This is a genomic window from Microcoleus sp. B3-D2 (assembly GCF_036705345.1).
In the GTDB taxonomy this organism is placed as follows: Bacteria; Cyanobacteriota; Cyanobacteriia; order Cyanobacteriales; family Microcoleaceae; genus Microcoleus.
The window spans coordinates 110662-125325 of record NZ_JAUBUG010000006.1; the positions used below are offsets into that span (position 1 = coordinate 110662).

Genomic DNA, 14664 nt, shown 5'->3' on the forward strand with positions numbered 1-14664 from the left:
AATGAAGCTTACTCGCAAAGAATCAGTCCAGCGCAGACACCGCCGTGTTCGACGCAAGGTGTTCGGCACCGCCGAACGTCCCAGACTAGCGGTATTTCGATCAGAGCAGCACATCTACGCTCAAGTAATCGACGACACCGCCCAGCACACTTTGGCCGCCGCGTCAACCCTCGATCCCGAATTGAAGTCAACTCTCAGTTCTGGCGGCAACTGCTCCGCGAGCGTGCAAGTCGGTCAGTTGATTGCCAAACGCTGTTCCAGCGCTGGCATAGTCAAAGTCGTATTCGATCGGGGGGGCAACCTCTATCACGGTCGTGTCAAAGCCCTCGCAGAAGCAGCTCGCGAAGCGGGGTTAGACTTCTAGAGGGGGTAATGGGTAGCGGGTAATGAGTAATTAAAAAGTAAAAAGTCAAAAGTTGAAAGTTAAAAGGCAAAATCCAGATTTCTTCTATTTTTACTTTTTACTCAAACAATTACCACTTGCCGATCGCCTTTCACCAATTACTAATTCCCACAGGACAAAACTATGGCAGAACAAAAAGAACAGCGCAACAAGAAAAAAAGCAGCAGTAACAACAAAGGGCGCGAAAAAGAATCCGAATGGCAAGAACGGGTTGTTCAGATTCGGCGCGTTACCAAAGTAGTCAAAGGTGGTAAAAAACTCAGCTTCCGCGCCATAGTCATTATCGGCAACGAACGCGGTCAAGTTGGAGTAGGAGTCGGCAAAGCTAGCGACGTAATCGGTGCCGTTAAAAAAGGCGTCGCTGACGGCAAAAAGCACCTAATTGAAGTCCCCCTCACCAAATCTAACTCCATCCCTCACCCCATCAACGGTGACGGTGGCGGAGCTAAAGTGATGATGCGGCCGGCCGCTCCGGGAACCGGGGTAATTGCAGGGGGAGCAGTGCGAACTGTTCTCGAACTAGCAGGAGTCCGCAACATCTTAGCCAAACAGCTAGGTTCCGGAAATCCCTTAAACAACGCCCGAGCCGCAGTCAACGCCCTCTCCACCCTCCGCACCTTGTCCGAAGTTGCTCAAGAGCGCGGAATTCCAGTAGAAAACCTCTACGGTTAGGGCACGCGAGAATGGGAAACTGTAAGTTTTGAGTGTTAAGTGCTTGCGTTGAAAATAAAAAAATCCGCAACTTAAAACTCACGCACTCAAAACTACTGCGTACCCCCTCTCTAAATACCAATTACCAACTACCAATTACTAAAACTATGAGATTGCAAGACGCCCGACCCAAAGCAGGCTCCCAAAAGCGCCCCCGACGCTTGGGCAGAGGTATTTCTGCCGGTCAAGGCGCGAGCTCCGGCAAAGGGATGCGCGGTCAAAAATCTAGAGCCGGTAGCGGCACTAGACCCGGTTTTGAAGGAGGTCAAAATCCTCTCTACCGCCGTCTCCCCAAGTTGAAAAGCTTCCCTCTAGTGAACCGCAAAGAGTACACTACCATTAATGTAAGTAAATTAGCATCGCTGCCAGCAAACACAGAAGTTACTCTCACCTCTTTGATCCAAGCAAAAATTGTCACCACAGACGACGGGCCGCTGAAAATCTTAGGAGATGGTGAACTGAATGTACCTTTGCAAGTGCGCGCCTCGGCTTTTACCGCAGGTGCTCGTACCAAAATTGAAGCTGCAGGCGGAAGTTGCGAATTAGTTGCGTGAAGATTTGAGGTTTGAGAGTCTGTCCAAATCTCAAATCCTCAAGCTTGCTATCAGAAAATGATTTAGTCGAAAATCCCAAATCTAAAATCCAAAATCGTAACTATGGACGTTAGTAGAGAGAAAGCGCCAACTGCACAAGAGACGTTCATGCAGATGGCTCAAGCTGCTGGTTTGCGAGGCCGCATCCTCGTAACCCTTGGCTTACTGATTTTAGTACGCCTGGGTGTCCACTTGCCAGTCCCCGGCATCGATCGAGTCGCCTTTGCCCAAAACGTCCAAAATAGCCCTTTAATTGGCTTTTTGGATTTGTTCTCAGGAGGTGGCTTGTCAGCTTTGGGGATTTTCGCGCTGGGGATTTTGCCCTACATTAATGCTTCAATTATTGTGCAACTTCTAACTGCGGCTCTGCCAAGCTTAGAAGACTTGCAGAAAAATGAAGGAGAAGCAGGGCGGCGCAAGATTTCTCAAATTACTCGCTACGTTTCTTTGGGCTGGGCAATTCTGCAAAGTATTGGCATTGCGATTTGGGTCAGCCCTTTTGCTCAATCTCCATCGCCTTTATTCATAGCACAAACTGCTTTGGCTTTGACGGCAGGCTCAATGTTTGTAATGTGGATATCGGAAGTGGTGACGGAACGAGGTATCGGGAACGGAGCGTCGCTACTGATTTTTATCAATATTGTGTCGGTATTGCCGCGCTCTTTGGGACAAACTTTTGAATTGGCTCAAAGTGGGGACACGCAAGTTGTCGGCCGTGTAGTAGTTCTGCTGCTGGTCTTTTTGGTGACGATTGTTGGGATTGTTTTTGTTCAGGAAGGTACTCGCCGCATTCCGATTATTTCGGCCCGCCGCCAAGTCGGCCGCAAAGTTTATCGGGAGAGCCGGAGCTATCTGCCCCTGCGCTTGAATCAAGGCGGAGTGATGCCGATTATTTTTGCATCTTCGGTTTTAATTGTGCCTTCTTTCCTCGCTCAGTCTCTCAATAACCCGTTTTTGGTTCAAGTTGCTAATGTTTTGAGTCCGAATGGGCCGACCCCTTGGGCTTACGCGCTGTTTTATCTGACTTTGATTCTGTTCTTCAGCTATTTCTACGCTTCGTTGATTGTCAACCCCGTAGATATGTCTCAGAACTTGAAGAAAATGGGTGCCAGCATTCCTGGAATTCGTCCCGGTCAGAAAACCAGCGATTATGTGGAGAAGGTTTTGAACCGTTTGACTTTCTTGGGAGCGATATTTCTCGGTCTGGTGGCCATTGTACCAACTGCTGTAGAAAGCGCGATCGGAGTGCAAACTTTTAGAGGTTTTGGCGCAACTTCCCTACTGATTTTAGTAGGTGTCGCGATCGAAACTGCTAAGCAAATTCAAACTTACGTCATCTCCCAGCGATATGAAGGAATGGTGAAGTAATCGCAATGCAATTGATTTTTATGGGGCCTCCAGGGGCAGGAAAGGGAACTCAGGCTCAGCTCTTAGCAGCTCTCTGGAAAATACCCCACATTTCTACAGGTGACATCCTACGCGCCTGCGTAGTTGCCAAAACTGACTTGGGTCAAAAGGCACAATCCTACATGGATCGGGGAGAGTTGGTTCCTGACGAGTTATTGATGGATATCGTGCAAGAACGTATGAATCAGCCAGATGCTCGTGCTGGCTGGATTCTCGACGGCTTTCCCCGCACAGTCGCGCAGGCAGCTTTTTTTGACAAACTGCTCTGCCATGTTGAAGGAAGTACGTCTGGAAAGGACTGCGCTCTCAGAGCGGTCAATTTGGACGTTCCTGACAATGTTTTGGTGGCTCGCCTGCTGTCGCGGGGGCGTCAGGATGATAATGAGGAGACAATCCGCCGCCGATTGCAAGTTTATCGCGAGCAAACTGAGCCTTTGATTGATTTTTACAGCGGCCGCCAACAGTTAGTTGCGGTTGATGGCGATCGAGCGATGGAATTAGTCACCGCAGAACTGCAGCAAGCTCTCTCTGGCGATTCTTGAACTCTCTCAATACACCTTGTTACTCACAAGCTTTTGCTAAGATATGTTAACTAGGAGCTTTTTGTGCTATCAGGTTTTGTGAGGGTTGCTAGTTCCCGGATTGAACTCGATACTACTTGCCACAACTTTACTCAAGTAAAGCTAAAGCAAGCGGTTGGTTGAGTCAAGAAGTCGATAAAGTTGCCCGAATTCTTCCCCGCTTTCCCGTTTGACTCCTACCAGTAAATAGGTTTTGAGGCCAATAGCGGGACACTCCTAGTTAATCAAATGTAGAGTTGAGGTAAATACCAAATTGTCTAAGCAAGATTTAATTGAAATGGAAGGGACAGTGACGGAATCCCTGCCCAATGCGATGTTTCGCGTTGACCTAGATAATGGGTTTAACGTGCTAGCTCACATTTCCGGCAAGATCCGCCGCAACTACATCAAAATTCTGCCCGGCGATCGCGTCAAAGTCGAATTGACTCCCTACGACTTGACCAAAGGCAGGATTACTTATCGCCTTCGGAAAAAATAGGCTTAGATAAAACTTTCTAAAAACTAATTGTAAGTTTAATTTAGAGAGAATTTGGTAAAAAGCTTCAAATTTATGCTATAATGCTACGTTTGTAGTGTTGCCGAGAAGGGCGTCAACAACCCACCGGTGTACCGGGTTAAGTCATTGTTACACCGTAAAAGTATCGCTCGCCAATATTTTTGTGCAGGCGAACTTTACCCAGCAATGGGAGTGGGTGCAAGCGGGCTCCTTCATGAAACAACCCGCACTTTATACAATTTAATCGAGGAGAGGCCTACACCTTGCCCAGCCTCTCCTCCCACCGCTCTACGGGCAGTCCCAGCGTGCCTGCTCTCCGGTAGAGCGGGGTTCTCCAGGCAGGAAGAAAGATGAAAGTTCGAGCATCTGTCAAAAAAATTTGTGAGAAATGTCGCGTCATCCGCCGTCGCGGTCGAGTGATGGTGATATGCACTAACCCGAAACACAAACAGCGCCAAGGTTAGAAAAAACGAAGATTGGGCAATGCACGCAGGTGCATCCTAATTTAACATTGTAGCCAAACAGGAAAACTAGGGAGAGAAAAAGTGTGGCACGGATTGCCGGGGTAGACCTTCCACGCGATAAGCGCGTCGAAATAGGTCTGACATACATTTACGGAATAGGCTTGTCGCGGGCCCAAAAAATTATCGCTGCAACAGGCGTAAATCCTGACACTCGCGTCAAGGATTTAACAGAGGCCGACGTGACAGCTCTGCGGGCTCATGTAGAAACCACATACCAAATCGAAGGAGACCTCCGGCGCTGGGAGTCAATGAACATCAAGCGCCTGATGGACATCGGAACTTATCGCGGTCGGCGTCACCGTTTGGGTCTGCCGGTGCGGGGACAACGAACCCGTACCAACGCCCGAACCCGTCGTGGCGTCCGCCGAACAGTTGCGGGCAAGAAAAAGGCACCTTCCAAGAAGTAACATCTTTTTTGGAAAAATACGCTGGGGGCTGCTGGCTCCTAGCGCTTCGGAACATTAGTTGAGAGAAACGTTAAAGAGACTAATATGGCGCGACAACAAACAGGCAAGAAATCTGGTGCAAAAAAGCAGAAACGGAATGTACCCAATGGGGTAGGCTACATCCAGTCTACCTTTAACAACACGATTGTAACTATTACCGACCTCAACGGCGAAGTGATATCCTGGGCATCGGCAGGTTCCAGCGGTTTTAAAGGAGCTAAGAAGGGAACTCCCTTTGCAGCTCAAACAGCAGCAGAAAGTGCTGCCCGCAGAGCCAACGACCAAGGAATGCGCCAAATAGAAGTAATGGTAAGCGGGCCAGGAGCAGGTAGAGAAACTGCAATCCGGGCGCTGCAAGGGGCGGGACTGGAAATCACCCTGATTAGAGATGTTACCCCAATTCCTCACAACGGCTGTCGCCCTCCCAAGCGGCGTAGAGTCTAAAACGATTTGAGATTTTAGATTTTAGATTTTGGATAATGGCTAACTGCTTAAAGTCAAAAACTAATGGTTCTAACTGTTGCCCCGTCCATCCAAAATCCGAAATCCGTTCAGGGGTATGCTCTGCAATCTAAAATCCAAAATCAAAAATCCAAAGTGGAAAAGGGAGGTCACTCCGTGGCGCAGTTTCAAATTGAATGTATAGAGTCTAACACTGACAAAGACCGCAGTCAGTACGGAAAATTTGTCCTAGAACCGCTCGATCGCGGTCAGGGAACAACTGTTGGGAATGCGCTGAGGCGAGTTCTGCTTTCTAATTTGGAAGGAACAGCAGTAACTTCAGTCCGAATCGCGGGCGTCAATCACGAGTTTGCCACGATCGAAGGGGTACGTGAGGATGTTCTAGAAATTCTCCTGAACATGAAAGAGGTCGTCCTCAAAACTCATTCTCAGCAGCCGCAAATCGGCCGGTTGCGGATTGAGGGGCCTGTCACAGTTACGGCCGATCGATTCGATTTGCCCTCTGAGGTGGAATTGATCGATCGCTCCCAGTACATTGCAACTCTCTCGCCCGGCTCAGTTCTGGAAATGGAATTCAGAATTGAAAAAGGCATCGGATACCGAGCAGTAGACCGCAGTCGCGATGATGGGTCGGCTTTGGATTTTCTCCAAATTGACGCCATCTTTATGCCGATTCGCAGAGTCAACTACAGCGTTGAAGATGCTAGGGTAGGCGGCACGGTCGAGAAAGACCGGCTGATTATGGAAATCTGGACTGATGGCAGCGTGACTCCTCAAGAAGCTTTGAGTCAATCTGCCCACATCCTGGTAGATTTATTTGCACCTCTCAAAGACATCACCCAAGATTCTCTCAAACCAGAGTATCCCGGTGAAGCAGATCCTACCAGCCAAATTCCGATCGAAGAATTGCAGTTGTCCGTCCGGGCTTACAACTGTCTCAAGCGGGCTCAGATCAACTCAGTCGCAGACTTATTGGATTATACCCAAGAAGACTTGCTCGAGATCAAGAATTTCGGGCAGAAGTCCGCAGAAGAAGTGATTGAAGCTTTACAAAAACGCTTGGGCATTACCTTGCCACAGGAAAAATCAGCTAAAAGTTAATCAACGGGTAACGGGTAAAAAAGTTCTGAATTTTAAGCCGGTGAGTTTTTAAGTTAAAGAATTCACCGCTCAAAACTCGCGGACTATCCCGGCGCCCAATTACCAATTACCAATTACCAACTGCCATGCGTCACCGCTGTCGCGTTCCCCAACTCAGCAAACCGGCTGACCAGCGCCGCGCCCTACTGCGCTCGCTGACCACCGAATTAATCCGCCACGGTAAAATCACGACCACTCTCGCCCGCGCCAAAGCGCTGCGCTCAGAGGCGGACAGGATGATTACCCTGGCCAAAGATGGCTCCTTGGCCGCTCGCCGCCAAGCTATGGGCTATATCTACGATAAACAGTTAGTACACGCCTTGTTTGAGGCGGCACAAGAACGGTACGGCTCGCGCAACGGCGGCTACACCCGCGTAGTACGAACTGTCCCCCGTCAAGGAGACAATTCCGAAATGGCGATCGTTGAACTGGTTTAATTCAATTTTGGGTTGGAGATTTGTGATTTATGACTGACAATCCAAAATCCCCAATCGAAAATCCCCAATCGATACAGCGCGTTGCTCTGGTGATCCAATACCTCGGCACTAACTTTCACGGTTGGCAGCGACAGCCGAACCAGCGTACAGTACAAGAAGAAATTGAAACAGCAATATCGACTGTTCTGGAACGCCCGGTAACGCTGCACGCTGCCGGGAGAACGGATGCGGGAGTTCACGCCGCTGCTCAAGTAGCCCATTTTGATGCCCACGGCCCAATTCCGGCTCACCGCTGGGCAAGCGTTCTCAACTCTCGACTGGCAAAAGATATTTTAATTCGAGCTTCGGCAAAGGTGGAACCTACCTGGCACGCTCGGTTCTCAGCCAGTTGGCGGCGCTATCGCTACACCCTTTATACAGACCCGACCCCTAATTTGTTTGTGCGTCCTTTTGCTTGGCACTGCTATCACGCTCCTGTGGATGAATCTTTGATTCAGACAGCTTTGACACCGCTAATCGGGCGGCATCACCTGGCTGCTTTCCACCGCGCGGGGTCTGCCCGCCCCCATTCCTGGGTGGACGTGCAAGCGGCAGAGTGTCAGCGTTCTGGGCCTCTTATCTATATTGAGGTTCAGGCGAGCGGGTTTCTGTACGGGATGATGCGGCTGCTGGTGGGGTTGCTGGTGCAGGTGGGTCGCGGGGAAAGGCCGATCGACAATTTCACAGATATCTGGGTCAACGAACGCCGAGAAATGGTAAAATATGCCGCTCCCGCTCAAGGTTTGTGCCTGCTGCGGGTTGGCTATTCAGAATTTCCCTTTCCCCCAGATGTCTGGTACGACACTCAGCCAAAATTAGTCATTAGTCATTAGTCATTAGTCATTAGTCATTAGTCATTAGTCATTAGGTAACTACTAATAAAAAACTAAGGACAACTAACAATTTAAAACTGACAACTGACAACTGACAACTGACAACTAACAACAGTTAACAGTTAATAGACAACTAACAACAAACAATGAACAAAACTTACGTCCCTACTCAAGACTCCCTAGAGCACAAGTGGTACGTGGTCGATGCCGCCGACCAGCGGCTGGGCCGTCTGGCAACTGAAGTTGCCATGTACCTCCGGGGGAAACACAAACCGACTTACACTCCTTCTATGGATACCGGCGACTTCGTAATAGTCATCAATGCTGACAAAATCGCTGTTACTGGCAAAAAACGGACCCAGAAAATCTACCGCCGCCATTCTGGAAGACCGGGCGGCATGAAAACAGAAACTTTTGCCAAATTGCAAGCACGTTTGCCCGAAAGAATTGTCGAAGAAGCTATACGAGGAATGCTGCCTCACACTTCTCTGGGCAGACAACTGTTTACTAAACTGAAGGTGTACGCTGGCCCCAACCACCCGCACCAAGCTCAAAAACCAGAAGAATTAATTGTTCACACGATTCCGGGAGGAAATGAGTAATGCAAGCAACAGATACATCGGGTCGCGCTGTGTACTGGGGTACCGGCCGTCGCAAGCGTTCCGTAGCGCGGGTGCGCTTGGTTCCCGGCACTGGCATACTGACTGTCAATGGTAAAGAGGGGGATTTGTACCTGCAATTCAACCCTACTTATTTGGCTCTCGCTAAGGCTCCTCTGGAAACTTTGGGTCTGGAAAATGAGTACGACATTTTGGTAAAAGTCGAAGGCGGTGGCTTGACAGGTCAGGCTGACTCGATTCGCTTGGGTGTCGCTAGAGCACTTTGTCAATTAGACCCGGACAACCGCAAGCCTCTGAAGACTGAGGGCTATTTGACTCGCGACCCGCGGGCCAAAGAACGGAAAAAGTACGGTTTGCGGAAAGCTCGCAAAGCTCCTCAATACTCGAAGCGGTAATCGAGGGAAGAAGGAAGAAGGAAGAAGGAACCAGGAAAAGGCAAAAATTATCTATCCAGATTTTATCTGCCTTTTTTTGAAGTTTATTTCCGATTCCTGATTCCTGGTTCCAACAGACAGATATAAGGCAAAATTCGTGCTGTTGTTGGTGTACAAGTCCTGCGGCAGCTAAAATGGTTGTAAAGTCAAAAATTAGAGAGTAAAAAACAATGGCAAAAGATGGCATTCACCCTGAGTGGTATCCCGAATCTCAGGTTTATTGCAACGGGGAACTGGTGATGACTGTGGGTTCCACTAGACCAAAGCTTCAAGTTGATGTCTGGTCGGGAAATCATCCTTTTTATACTGGCACTCAGAAGATTATTGATACAGAAGGTCGTGTGGAGCGCTTTATGCGGAAATACGGCATGACCGAGGTAGAAATGCCGAAGGCAGATGCTTCCTCTGGACCGCTGAAAATGGAAGAGCCGAAAGCAGATGCTTCTAAGGCTGCTGGTAAAGGCAAAAAGAAGAAGTAGCCGGATTGTCATTTGTCCGCAGTTTGTTGAGAGTAGTTCTTTCTACTGACAACTTACCGCCCTCGGATTTTAGATTTTAGATTGAAGACTTTCTATGCAGGCAGTTGAGTTCGATCGAGTTAAGTTCGATCGACATTCTATCCTAACTGCTCTTGAGTTCTAAAATCTAAAATCTAAAATCTAAAATCTAAAATCGATCCGCCTTCGGATTGGAGAGTTTAGATTGAAGACTTGCTATGCAGGCAGTTGAGTGCGATCGAGTAGAGTTCGATCGAGATTCTATCCCAACTGTTCTTCAAATCTAAAATCTAAAATCTAAAATCTAAAATCTAAAATCGATTGACAAAGGACAACTGACAATGGCTGAATCTTATTTGCTGGATAAATTGAAGTCGGTAGAGCAAACTTTTAATGAGTTGACTCGCCGCATGGCTGACCCGGATGTCGCTAGGGACAATCAAGAGTTTCAACGGGTAGCAAAAGCTCGATCGTCCTTGGAGGAAGTGGTCGATACTTTTGCTCTGTGGAAAACCACTCAGGAAGATTTGGTGGGCACGCGACAGGTTCTCAAGGAAGCTGCGGGCGATCGAGATATGCAAGAAATGGCTGCGCTGGAAGTTCAGGAACTTGAGTCGAAGCTGGAGAGTTTGGAAAGTCGTTTGAAGGTTTTGCTGCTCCCCCGCGACCCGAACGATGACAAGAATATTATGCTGGAAATTCGGGCCGGTACTGGCGGTGATGAGGCTAGTATTTGGGCGGGAGATTTGCTGCGGCTCTATTCGCGCTACGCTCAAACTCAAGGCTGGCAGGTGAAGTTGGTGAGCGAGTCGCTGGCGGAAATGGGCGGGTTTAAAGAGGTAATTCTGGAAATTACAGGCGACAGCGTTTACAGCAAGCTGAAGTTTGAGGCTGGAGTACACCGGGTGCAGCGAGTGCCTGTGACTGAGGCTGGCGGCCGGGTGCATACTTCGACGGCGACGGTGGCTGTGATGCCGGAGGTGGATGATGTGGAGATTCACATCGATCCGAAGGATATTGAGATGAGCACGGCTCGATCGGGCGGCGCAGGCGGTCAAAACGTGAACAAGGTGGAAACTGCTGCGGATTTGTTTCACAAGCCGACGGGAATTCGGATTTTCTGTACTGAGGAGCGCAGTCAGTTGCAGAATAAGGAGCGGGCGATGCAGATTTTGCGGGCTAAGCTCTATGAGATGAAGTTGCGGGAGCAGCAGGATGAGGTGAAGTCGCGGCGTTTGGCTCAGGTTGGTACTGGTTCGCGATCGGAGAAGATTCGCACTTACAACTATAAGGACAATCGGGCTACCGACCACCGTTTGGGGGAGAATTTCTCGCTCAATAGTGTTTTGGAAGGGGATATTGAGGGGATTATTCAAACTTGCATTTCTCAGGATCAGCAGGAACGTTTGGCTGAGTTGGCTGCTTCTACTAATTGATGGAGTGATGGAGGGCTAGGCGCATTGTTTGCTCAGCCTCAGTTCCCTTGTTACGCGGGAGATATGCTTGAGTAGGGCTTCCCAAATTGCATCGGCGATCGCCACTGGATATTTGAAATGTTCGAGGTCGTATTGTACAATGACTTCTAGGGGTGCTAGGATTTGCTGGTTTCTACAACTGGCAATTGCTGCGATCGCCTCTTGTTGCCATCTGGCAAATAGTCTGTAGCTGAAAAAGGAACTGCATTTTTGTCCTTTCTTGTTCAGGTAAACAACTATTACTTGATGTTGTTTGGGGTAGACTTTGACTATGCGGTTGACGGGTATTTTCAGGGCTTCGGCGGCTTCTATTTTGGAGATTTGCCAGCGCTGGGGTTTTAGCCAACCGGAGGCTGTGAGGCTTTGACGTGTGTTGCGTGTTCTCTGTGTGCGTCTATTAGTCATTATTTTCTGACTGCTGGATCGCGAGGGATACTCAGATCCAGGGCTACTAAATTTATACTTTTAATTTTATACTAAACTTACTTGTTTGTCAATGATGACAAGTCAAAGAATAAACTATTGAATGATAATGATTTATAAACTGACCAGTTTACTTGTAGGTGCGGTCGAGTAGCTTTTAACTTGTGAACATCCAAAATAGACAAAAACTTAGTGAAATCATCAAAACTGCTCGTGGAACAATGAGTCAACGAGCGTTTGGTAAGCTTTTAGGCGTTTCTGCGACTGCTGTTCAGCTTTGGGAAAGGGGCGATACGGTTCCCGATACTGAAAACTTGGGTAAGCTCGCAGCGAGAGCCGGCTATACTCTGGAAGAGTTTCTCAGCTTTTTGGATGGCAATCCAGTCTCGCAACCACCAGAAATTAACGATATTGTCAAAAAAATTCAGTTTTTGCCTCTGAGTCAGGTGGCGCTAATTGCTAAAGCTGTAGCGGATAGATTTGCTGCCTCGGCTGAGGCTGCTGGAGAATGAATATGAGGCAGATTTATCTGTAAACTAGGAATTGTGGTTATCTCGTGGCTGATACTGTGGACGCAGAAGCTAAGAAAAAACTGAGCGAAGTTGTGAAGCTAGCGCGTGGCTCCATGAGTTTTAGCGCTTTTGGTAGGCTATTGGGAGTCTCTGGGTCTGCTGTTCAGTATTGGGAGAAAGGACAGGTTCTCCCCGATACGAAAAATTTGACGCAGATTGCGACAAGAGCGGGCTTTACGATGGAAGAGTTAATGGCTCATCTCGAAGGCAAGCCAATGCCCGAACCTGTTAATACCAACGAGCTGCTTAAGAAAATTCAATGTATGCCGATTAGTGAGTTGGCAGTGATTGGTAGAGCTGTGATGGATAGGCTCGCTGCTGCTGCTGAGTCTTCTGGGAAGTATGGTTGATGTATCAGTTTGTAAGTAGACTGGTAGATATGATAGAGTAGCTTTTAACTTGTGAACATCCAAAATAGACAAAAACTTATTCACAACCACCAGAAATTAACGATATTGTCAAAAAAATTCAGTTTTTGCCTCTGAGTCAGGTGGCGCTAATTGGCAAAGCTGTAGCGGATAGATTCGCTGCGTCGGCTGAGGCTGCTGGAGAATGAGTATTAGGCAGATTTATATGTGAACTGGGAATTAACAATCTGCATCACATTGGCTGTGTTGGCTGCTTTTATAAAATCGTTTATTTTTTTAGGCACAAAAAAGTGATCGAAAAGTTTTTGCAAGTTAACCCATTGACTCTACCATCCTTGCCTTTAACAGAAAAACAGAACTTACCGGGATTACCAGCTATTTATTTTGCCCTGGGAAATTCGGATAAAATTCTTTATATTGGTCGTTCTAAAAATTTGGCAGCTCGCTGGAATGTTCACCATCGCTATACCGAACTCAAAACAATAGGGAATGTTCGGATTGCATGGCTTCATTGTAGTGATGAATCATTACTTTCTCAAATTGAAGAAGCACTGATTAAATCTTTTGTACCTCCGTTAAACCGCACACCGAATCCCAATCCCAAGATAACGCCGAAAAATGAAAAAACGGAAAAACTAATTGAGGTTGTTAAGTTAGCGCGTGGCGACCTCAGCCAGCGAGCTTTTGGCAAGCTTTTGGGTGTGTCATCGACTGCTGTACAGTTGTGGGAAAAAGGCCAGAGTATCCCGGATACGGAAAATTTGACTCAGATTGCGATTAGAGCTGGTTTCACGCTAGAAGAACTCATAAGTCATCTCGACGGGAAGCCGATGCGGGAACCGATGGATACGAACGATATGCTTAAAAAAATTCAATGTATGCCGATCGCAGATTTGGCGGTAATTGTCCGAGCGGGCGTGGAGCGGCTGGCTAATGCTGCTGAGTCTTCAGGGAAATATAGCTGAGCGGTGTTTGCCCGATCGCCCTTAAAAATTTCCACCACTCGTGCTTATCACAAATCGAGTAATTTGTCAAGGCAAAATCTACTTTGTTACGGAGTGCGATCGCCCTTATGCACTTACGCACTCCAAGCAAAGAAACCGGGTTTTTTACCGAATCTGCGGGATACAACGAAGTATTATCGTAAAAAACCCGGTTTCTGGGCCCCTATGCGATCGCCCTTATGAAAAAACCACTCGCCCTATCCCTGACTCAATATGTCTAAAAACTCTTGGACAATGCGATCTGGTTCTTCTGTGCATCTGTTAGCGTCGCAATAGTGGATGATGCTGATACCGTGAGATGCAAACAGGCGATCGCGCGTTTCATCTTTTTGTGTATCGGGATGCCATATTTCCAGAATACCCCATTTGCCTTGGTGGAATATGAGGAAATCTGGTTCTTGGTTTTGTCTACCTGCGGGTGTTGTGAGGCGGGCTTTGGAGTTGGGGAAGAATAGGGTGTTTGTGCGATCGAGCGCTTCGGCTATTTTTACTTGTTCTTGGCTGTGAAAGCGCAAATCATTCCAGTGATAAATCCGTTCTTCTATGCTCGACAAAATTCCCTGGTTATGTGCATCTTCAGCCTTGATAATTTCATCTGATGCCGTCTTATTATCAGTTATAATTGCACCGTGTAAATCTGCCGATGAATCTGATTCACTTAAGTTTGCGAATAATACTCTGGAGCCGCTTAAGTTAGCACCGCTGAGATTAACTCCAATAACTTGAGTTCGATGTAAAGTCACTTGATGTCGCCGCAAGTATCGTTTTATAACTGCTTTAATATTACTTTTTTTTACTTTTTCGTCAAAAGCGTCTGAGAGTAACTTCCAGAGTTTATAGCCAGCGGCTTTAATATATTCATCATCATATTTAGAAAGTTTAGCAATTTCCTCATAAGACTGTCTGCCTTCCCAGCACTGTTTGAAGATTAGCTCTTGCACGTCGTTTAACTGTTCGTCATCCTCTAGGACTGTTTCGACAATGGCGAGAGCTTCATCCACAGTCATGGGTTAAATCCTCTTAAAGGTAGTGTCCGAGTTGAGGTTGTGCTGGCTGCGTTGGATTTTGCCCGTGCGTCCACATTCCTCTTGGTAGATTTTAGCAGAAATTTTAAGATTTTGCTATAGCCTTTCTCAGAAAGATGAGGTATGATGTAACTGACTTGAACGAAGTGAAAAATATAGAACCCGAAAATGTCA

General features: G+C 47.6%; 22 protein-coding genes. 19 read left to right on the forward strand and 3 right to left on the reverse strand.

What is annotated here, in order from left to right:
• The first annotated feature begins 1 nt into the window (after nucleotide 1).
• From rplR to prfA, 16 genes are all read left to right on the forward strand, one after another.
• Entirely contained in the window at nucleotides 2–364 is a 363-nt protein-coding gene (gene rplR, locus QUB14_RS04045; RefSeq protein ID WP_333039624.1) for a 50S ribosomal protein L18, read from the forward strand.
• Between the two features lie 162 nt (nucleotides 365–526).
• Complete coding sequence (gene rpsE / locus QUB14_RS04050; protein ID WP_190745441.1) at nucleotides 527–1075, forward strand: 30S ribosomal protein S5; 549 nt, start codon at nucleotides 527–529, stop codon at nucleotides 1073–1075.
• A 146-nt stretch (nucleotides 1076–1221) separates the two neighbouring features.
• Nucleotides 1222–1668 carry a 50S ribosomal protein L15 gene (rplO, locus tag QUB14_RS04055; RefSeq protein WP_006634984.1) on the forward strand — a complete coding sequence of 149 codons (447 nt, stop codon included), beginning with the start codon at nucleotides 1222–1224 and terminating at the stop codon, nucleotides 1666–1668.
• 102 nt (nucleotides 1669–1770) lie between these two features.
• Nucleotides 1771–3075 (forward strand): preprotein translocase subunit SecY, encoded by a 1305-nt coding sequence (gene secY, locus QUB14_RS04060; RefSeq protein ID WP_333215392.1) that lies wholly within the window; start codon nucleotides 1771–1773, stop codon nucleotides 3073–3075.
• Nucleotides 3076–3080: 5 nt separating this feature from the next.
• Nucleotides 3081–3656 (forward strand): adenylate kinase, encoded by a 576-nt coding sequence (locus QUB14_RS04065; RefSeq protein WP_333215394.1) that lies wholly within the window; start codon nucleotides 3081–3083, stop codon nucleotides 3654–3656.
• Between the two features lie 292 nt (nucleotides 3657–3948).
• Entirely contained in the window at nucleotides 3949–4173 is a 225-nt protein-coding gene (gene infA / locus QUB14_RS04070) for a translation initiation factor IF-1 (protein ID WP_006276978.1), read from the forward strand.
• 368 nt (nucleotides 4174–4541) lie between these two features.
• Nucleotides 4542–4655, forward strand: a complete 114-nt coding sequence (rpmJ, locus tag QUB14_RS04075; protein WP_015178722.1) for a 50S ribosomal protein L36 — start codon at nucleotides 4542–4544, stop codon at nucleotides 4653–4655.
• 83 nt (nucleotides 4656–4738) lie between these two features.
• On the forward strand, nucleotides 4739–5122 hold the full coding sequence (gene rpsM, locus QUB14_RS04080) for a 30S ribosomal protein S13 (protein ID WP_006634981.1): 384 nt from the start codon (nucleotides 4739–4741) through the stop codon (nucleotides 5120–5122).
• A gap of 84 nt (nucleotides 5123–5206) precedes the next feature.
• Nucleotides 5207–5605 (forward strand): 30S ribosomal protein S11, encoded by a 399-nt coding sequence (gene rpsK / locus QUB14_RS04085; RefSeq protein ID WP_006634980.1) that lies wholly within the window; start codon nucleotides 5207–5209, stop codon nucleotides 5603–5605.
• A gap of 174 nt (nucleotides 5606–5779) precedes the next feature.
• Nucleotides 5780–6724, forward strand: a complete 945-nt coding sequence (locus tag QUB14_RS04090; protein WP_332958426.1) for a DNA-directed RNA polymerase subunit alpha — start codon at nucleotides 5780–5782, stop codon at nucleotides 6722–6724.
• A gap of 125 nt (nucleotides 6725–6849) precedes the next feature.
• Nucleotides 6850–7200 (forward strand): 50S ribosomal protein L17, encoded by a 351-nt coding sequence (gene rplQ / locus QUB14_RS04095; RefSeq protein ID WP_242719721.1) that lies wholly within the window; start codon nucleotides 6850–6852, stop codon nucleotides 7198–7200.
• A gap of 29 nt (nucleotides 7201–7229) precedes the next feature.
• Nucleotides 7230–8072 (forward strand): tRNA pseudouridine(38-40) synthase TruA, encoded by an 843-nt coding sequence (truA, locus tag QUB14_RS04100; RefSeq protein ID WP_190745434.1) that lies wholly within the window; start codon nucleotides 7230–7232, stop codon nucleotides 8070–8072.
• Between the two features lie 146 nt (nucleotides 8073–8218).
• The gene (gene rplM / locus QUB14_RS04105; RefSeq protein ID WP_015178725.1) at nucleotides 8219–8674 is read left to right on the forward strand and encodes a 50S ribosomal protein L13; all 456 of its coding nucleotides are present in this window, start codon (nucleotides 8219–8221) and stop codon (nucleotides 8672–8674) included.
• The gene (gene rpsI / locus QUB14_RS04110; RefSeq protein ID WP_006634975.1) at nucleotides 8674–9087 is read left to right on the forward strand and encodes a 30S ribosomal protein S9; all 414 of its coding nucleotides are present in this window, start codon (nucleotides 8674–8676) and stop codon (nucleotides 9085–9087) included. Before rplM ends, rpsI begins: the two co-directional genes overlap by 1 nt.
• Before the next feature lie 209 nt (nucleotides 9088–9296).
• The gene (gene rpmE / locus QUB14_RS04115) at nucleotides 9297–9605 is read left to right on the forward strand and encodes a 50S ribosomal protein L31 (protein WP_006634974.1); all 309 of its coding nucleotides are present in this window, start codon (nucleotides 9297–9299) and stop codon (nucleotides 9603–9605) included.
• Between the two features lie 359 nt (nucleotides 9606–9964).
• The gene (prfA, locus tag QUB14_RS04120) at nucleotides 9965–11059 is read left to right on the forward strand and encodes a peptide chain release factor 1 (RefSeq protein ID WP_333215396.1); all 1095 of its coding nucleotides are present in this window, start codon (nucleotides 9965–9967) and stop codon (nucleotides 11057–11059) included.
• Between the two features lie 15 nt (nucleotides 11060–11074).
• Here the strand turns inward: prfA and QUB14_RS04125 are convergent, their stop codons facing one another.
• Nucleotides 11075–11503: a hypothetical protein gene (locus QUB14_RS04125; RefSeq protein ID WP_333215398.1), complete on the reverse strand. Its 429-nt coding sequence runs from the start codon at nucleotides 11501–11503 to the stop codon at nucleotides 11075–11077.
• 239 nt (nucleotides 11504–11742) lie between these two features.
• Here QUB14_RS04125 and QUB14_RS04130 point away from each other — a divergent pair, with 239 nt between their 5' ends.
• The 3 genes from QUB14_RS04130 to QUB14_RS04140 all read left to right on the forward strand — a co-directional run bounded on the left by QUB14_RS04130 (nucleotide 11743) and on the right by QUB14_RS04140 (nucleotide 13426).
• Nucleotides 11743–12033, forward strand: a complete 291-nt coding sequence (locus QUB14_RS04130; protein ID WP_293150745.1) for a helix-turn-helix domain-containing protein — start codon at nucleotides 11743–11745, stop codon at nucleotides 12031–12033.
• Between the two features lie 44 nt (nucleotides 12034–12077).
• Nucleotides 12078–12443, forward strand: a complete 366-nt coding sequence (locus tag QUB14_RS04135) for a transcriptional regulator (RefSeq protein WP_333215401.1) — start codon at nucleotides 12078–12080, stop codon at nucleotides 12441–12443.
• Nucleotides 12444–12781: 338 nt separating this feature from the next.
• The gene (locus QUB14_RS04140; RefSeq protein ID WP_333215403.1) at nucleotides 12782–13426 is read left to right on the forward strand and encodes a helix-turn-helix domain-containing protein; all 645 of its coding nucleotides are present in this window, start codon (nucleotides 12782–12784) and stop codon (nucleotides 13424–13426) included.
• A 236-nt stretch (nucleotides 13427–13662) separates the two neighbouring features.
• Here the strand turns inward: QUB14_RS04140 and QUB14_RS04145 are convergent, their stop codons facing one another.
• Nucleotides 13663–14472 (reverse strand): pentapeptide repeat-containing protein, encoded by an 810-nt coding sequence (locus tag QUB14_RS04145; RefSeq protein WP_333215405.1) that lies wholly within the window; start codon nucleotides 14470–14472, stop codon nucleotides 13663–13665.
• Nucleotides 14469–14664: hypothetical protein (locus tag QUB14_RS04150; RefSeq protein ID WP_333215407.1), on the reverse strand; the 196-nt coding region annotated here is incomplete at its 5' end. The genes QUB14_RS04150 and QUB14_RS04145, both read right to left, overlap by 4 nt.

Bases quoted from the DNA above. Each gene is read 5' to 3' on its own strand.
- QUB14_RS04125 (WP_333215398.1), bottom strand. From the start codon at position 11,503: ATGACTAATAGACGCACACAGAGAACACGCAACACACGTCAAAGCCTC.
- rpmJ (WP_015178722.1), top strand. From the start codon at position 4,542: ATGAAAGTTCGAGCATCTGTCAAAAAAATTTGTGAGAAATGTCGCGTC.
- QUB14_RS04130 (WP_293150745.1), top strand. From the start codon at position 11,743: ATGAGTCAACGAGCGTTTGGTAAGCTTTTAGGCGTTTCTGCGACTGCT.
- rplR (WP_333039624.1), top strand. From the start codon at position 2: ATGAAGCTTACTCGCAAAGAATCAGTCCAGCGCAGACACCGCCGTGTT.
- rpsI (WP_006634975.1), top strand. From the start codon at position 8,674: ATGCAAGCAACAGATACATCGGGTCGCGCTGTGTACTGGGGTACCGGC.
- secY (WP_333215392.1), top strand. From the start codon at position 1,771: ATGGACGTTAGTAGAGAGAAAGCGCCAACTGCACAAGAGACGTTCATG.
- truA (WP_190745434.1), top strand. From the start codon at position 7,230: ATGACTGACAATCCAAAATCCCCAATCGAAAATCCCCAATCGATACAG.
- QUB14_RS04145 (WP_333215405.1), bottom strand. From the start codon at position 14,472: ATGACTGTGGATGAAGCTCTCGCCATTGTCGAAACAGTCCTAGAGGAT.
- rplO (WP_006634984.1), top strand. From the start codon at position 1,222: ATGAGATTGCAAGACGCCCGACCCAAAGCAGGCTCCCAAAAGCGCCCC.
- rpsK (WP_006634980.1), top strand. From the start codon at position 5,207: ATGGCGCGACAACAAACAGGCAAGAAATCTGGTGCAAAAAAGCAGAAA.
- QUB14_RS04065 (WP_333215394.1), top strand. From the start codon at position 3,081: ATGCAATTGATTTTTATGGGGCCTCCAGGGGCAGGAAAGGGAACTCAG.
- rplM (WP_015178725.1), top strand. From the start codon at position 8,219: ATGAACAAAACTTACGTCCCTACTCAAGACTCCCTAGAGCACAAGTGG.
- rpmE (WP_006634974.1), top strand. From the start codon at position 9,297: ATGGCAAAAGATGGCATTCACCCTGAGTGGTATCCCGAATCTCAGGTT.
- prfA (WP_333215396.1), top strand. From the start codon at position 9,965: ATGGCTGAATCTTATTTGCTGGATAAATTGAAGTCGGTAGAGCAAACT.
- rplQ (WP_242719721.1), top strand. From the start codon at position 6,850: ATGCGTCACCGCTGTCGCGTTCCCCAACTCAGCAAACCGGCTGACCAG.
- rpsE (WP_190745441.1), top strand. From the start codon at position 527: ATGGCAGAACAAAAAGAACAGCGCAACAAGAAAAAAAGCAGCAGTAAC.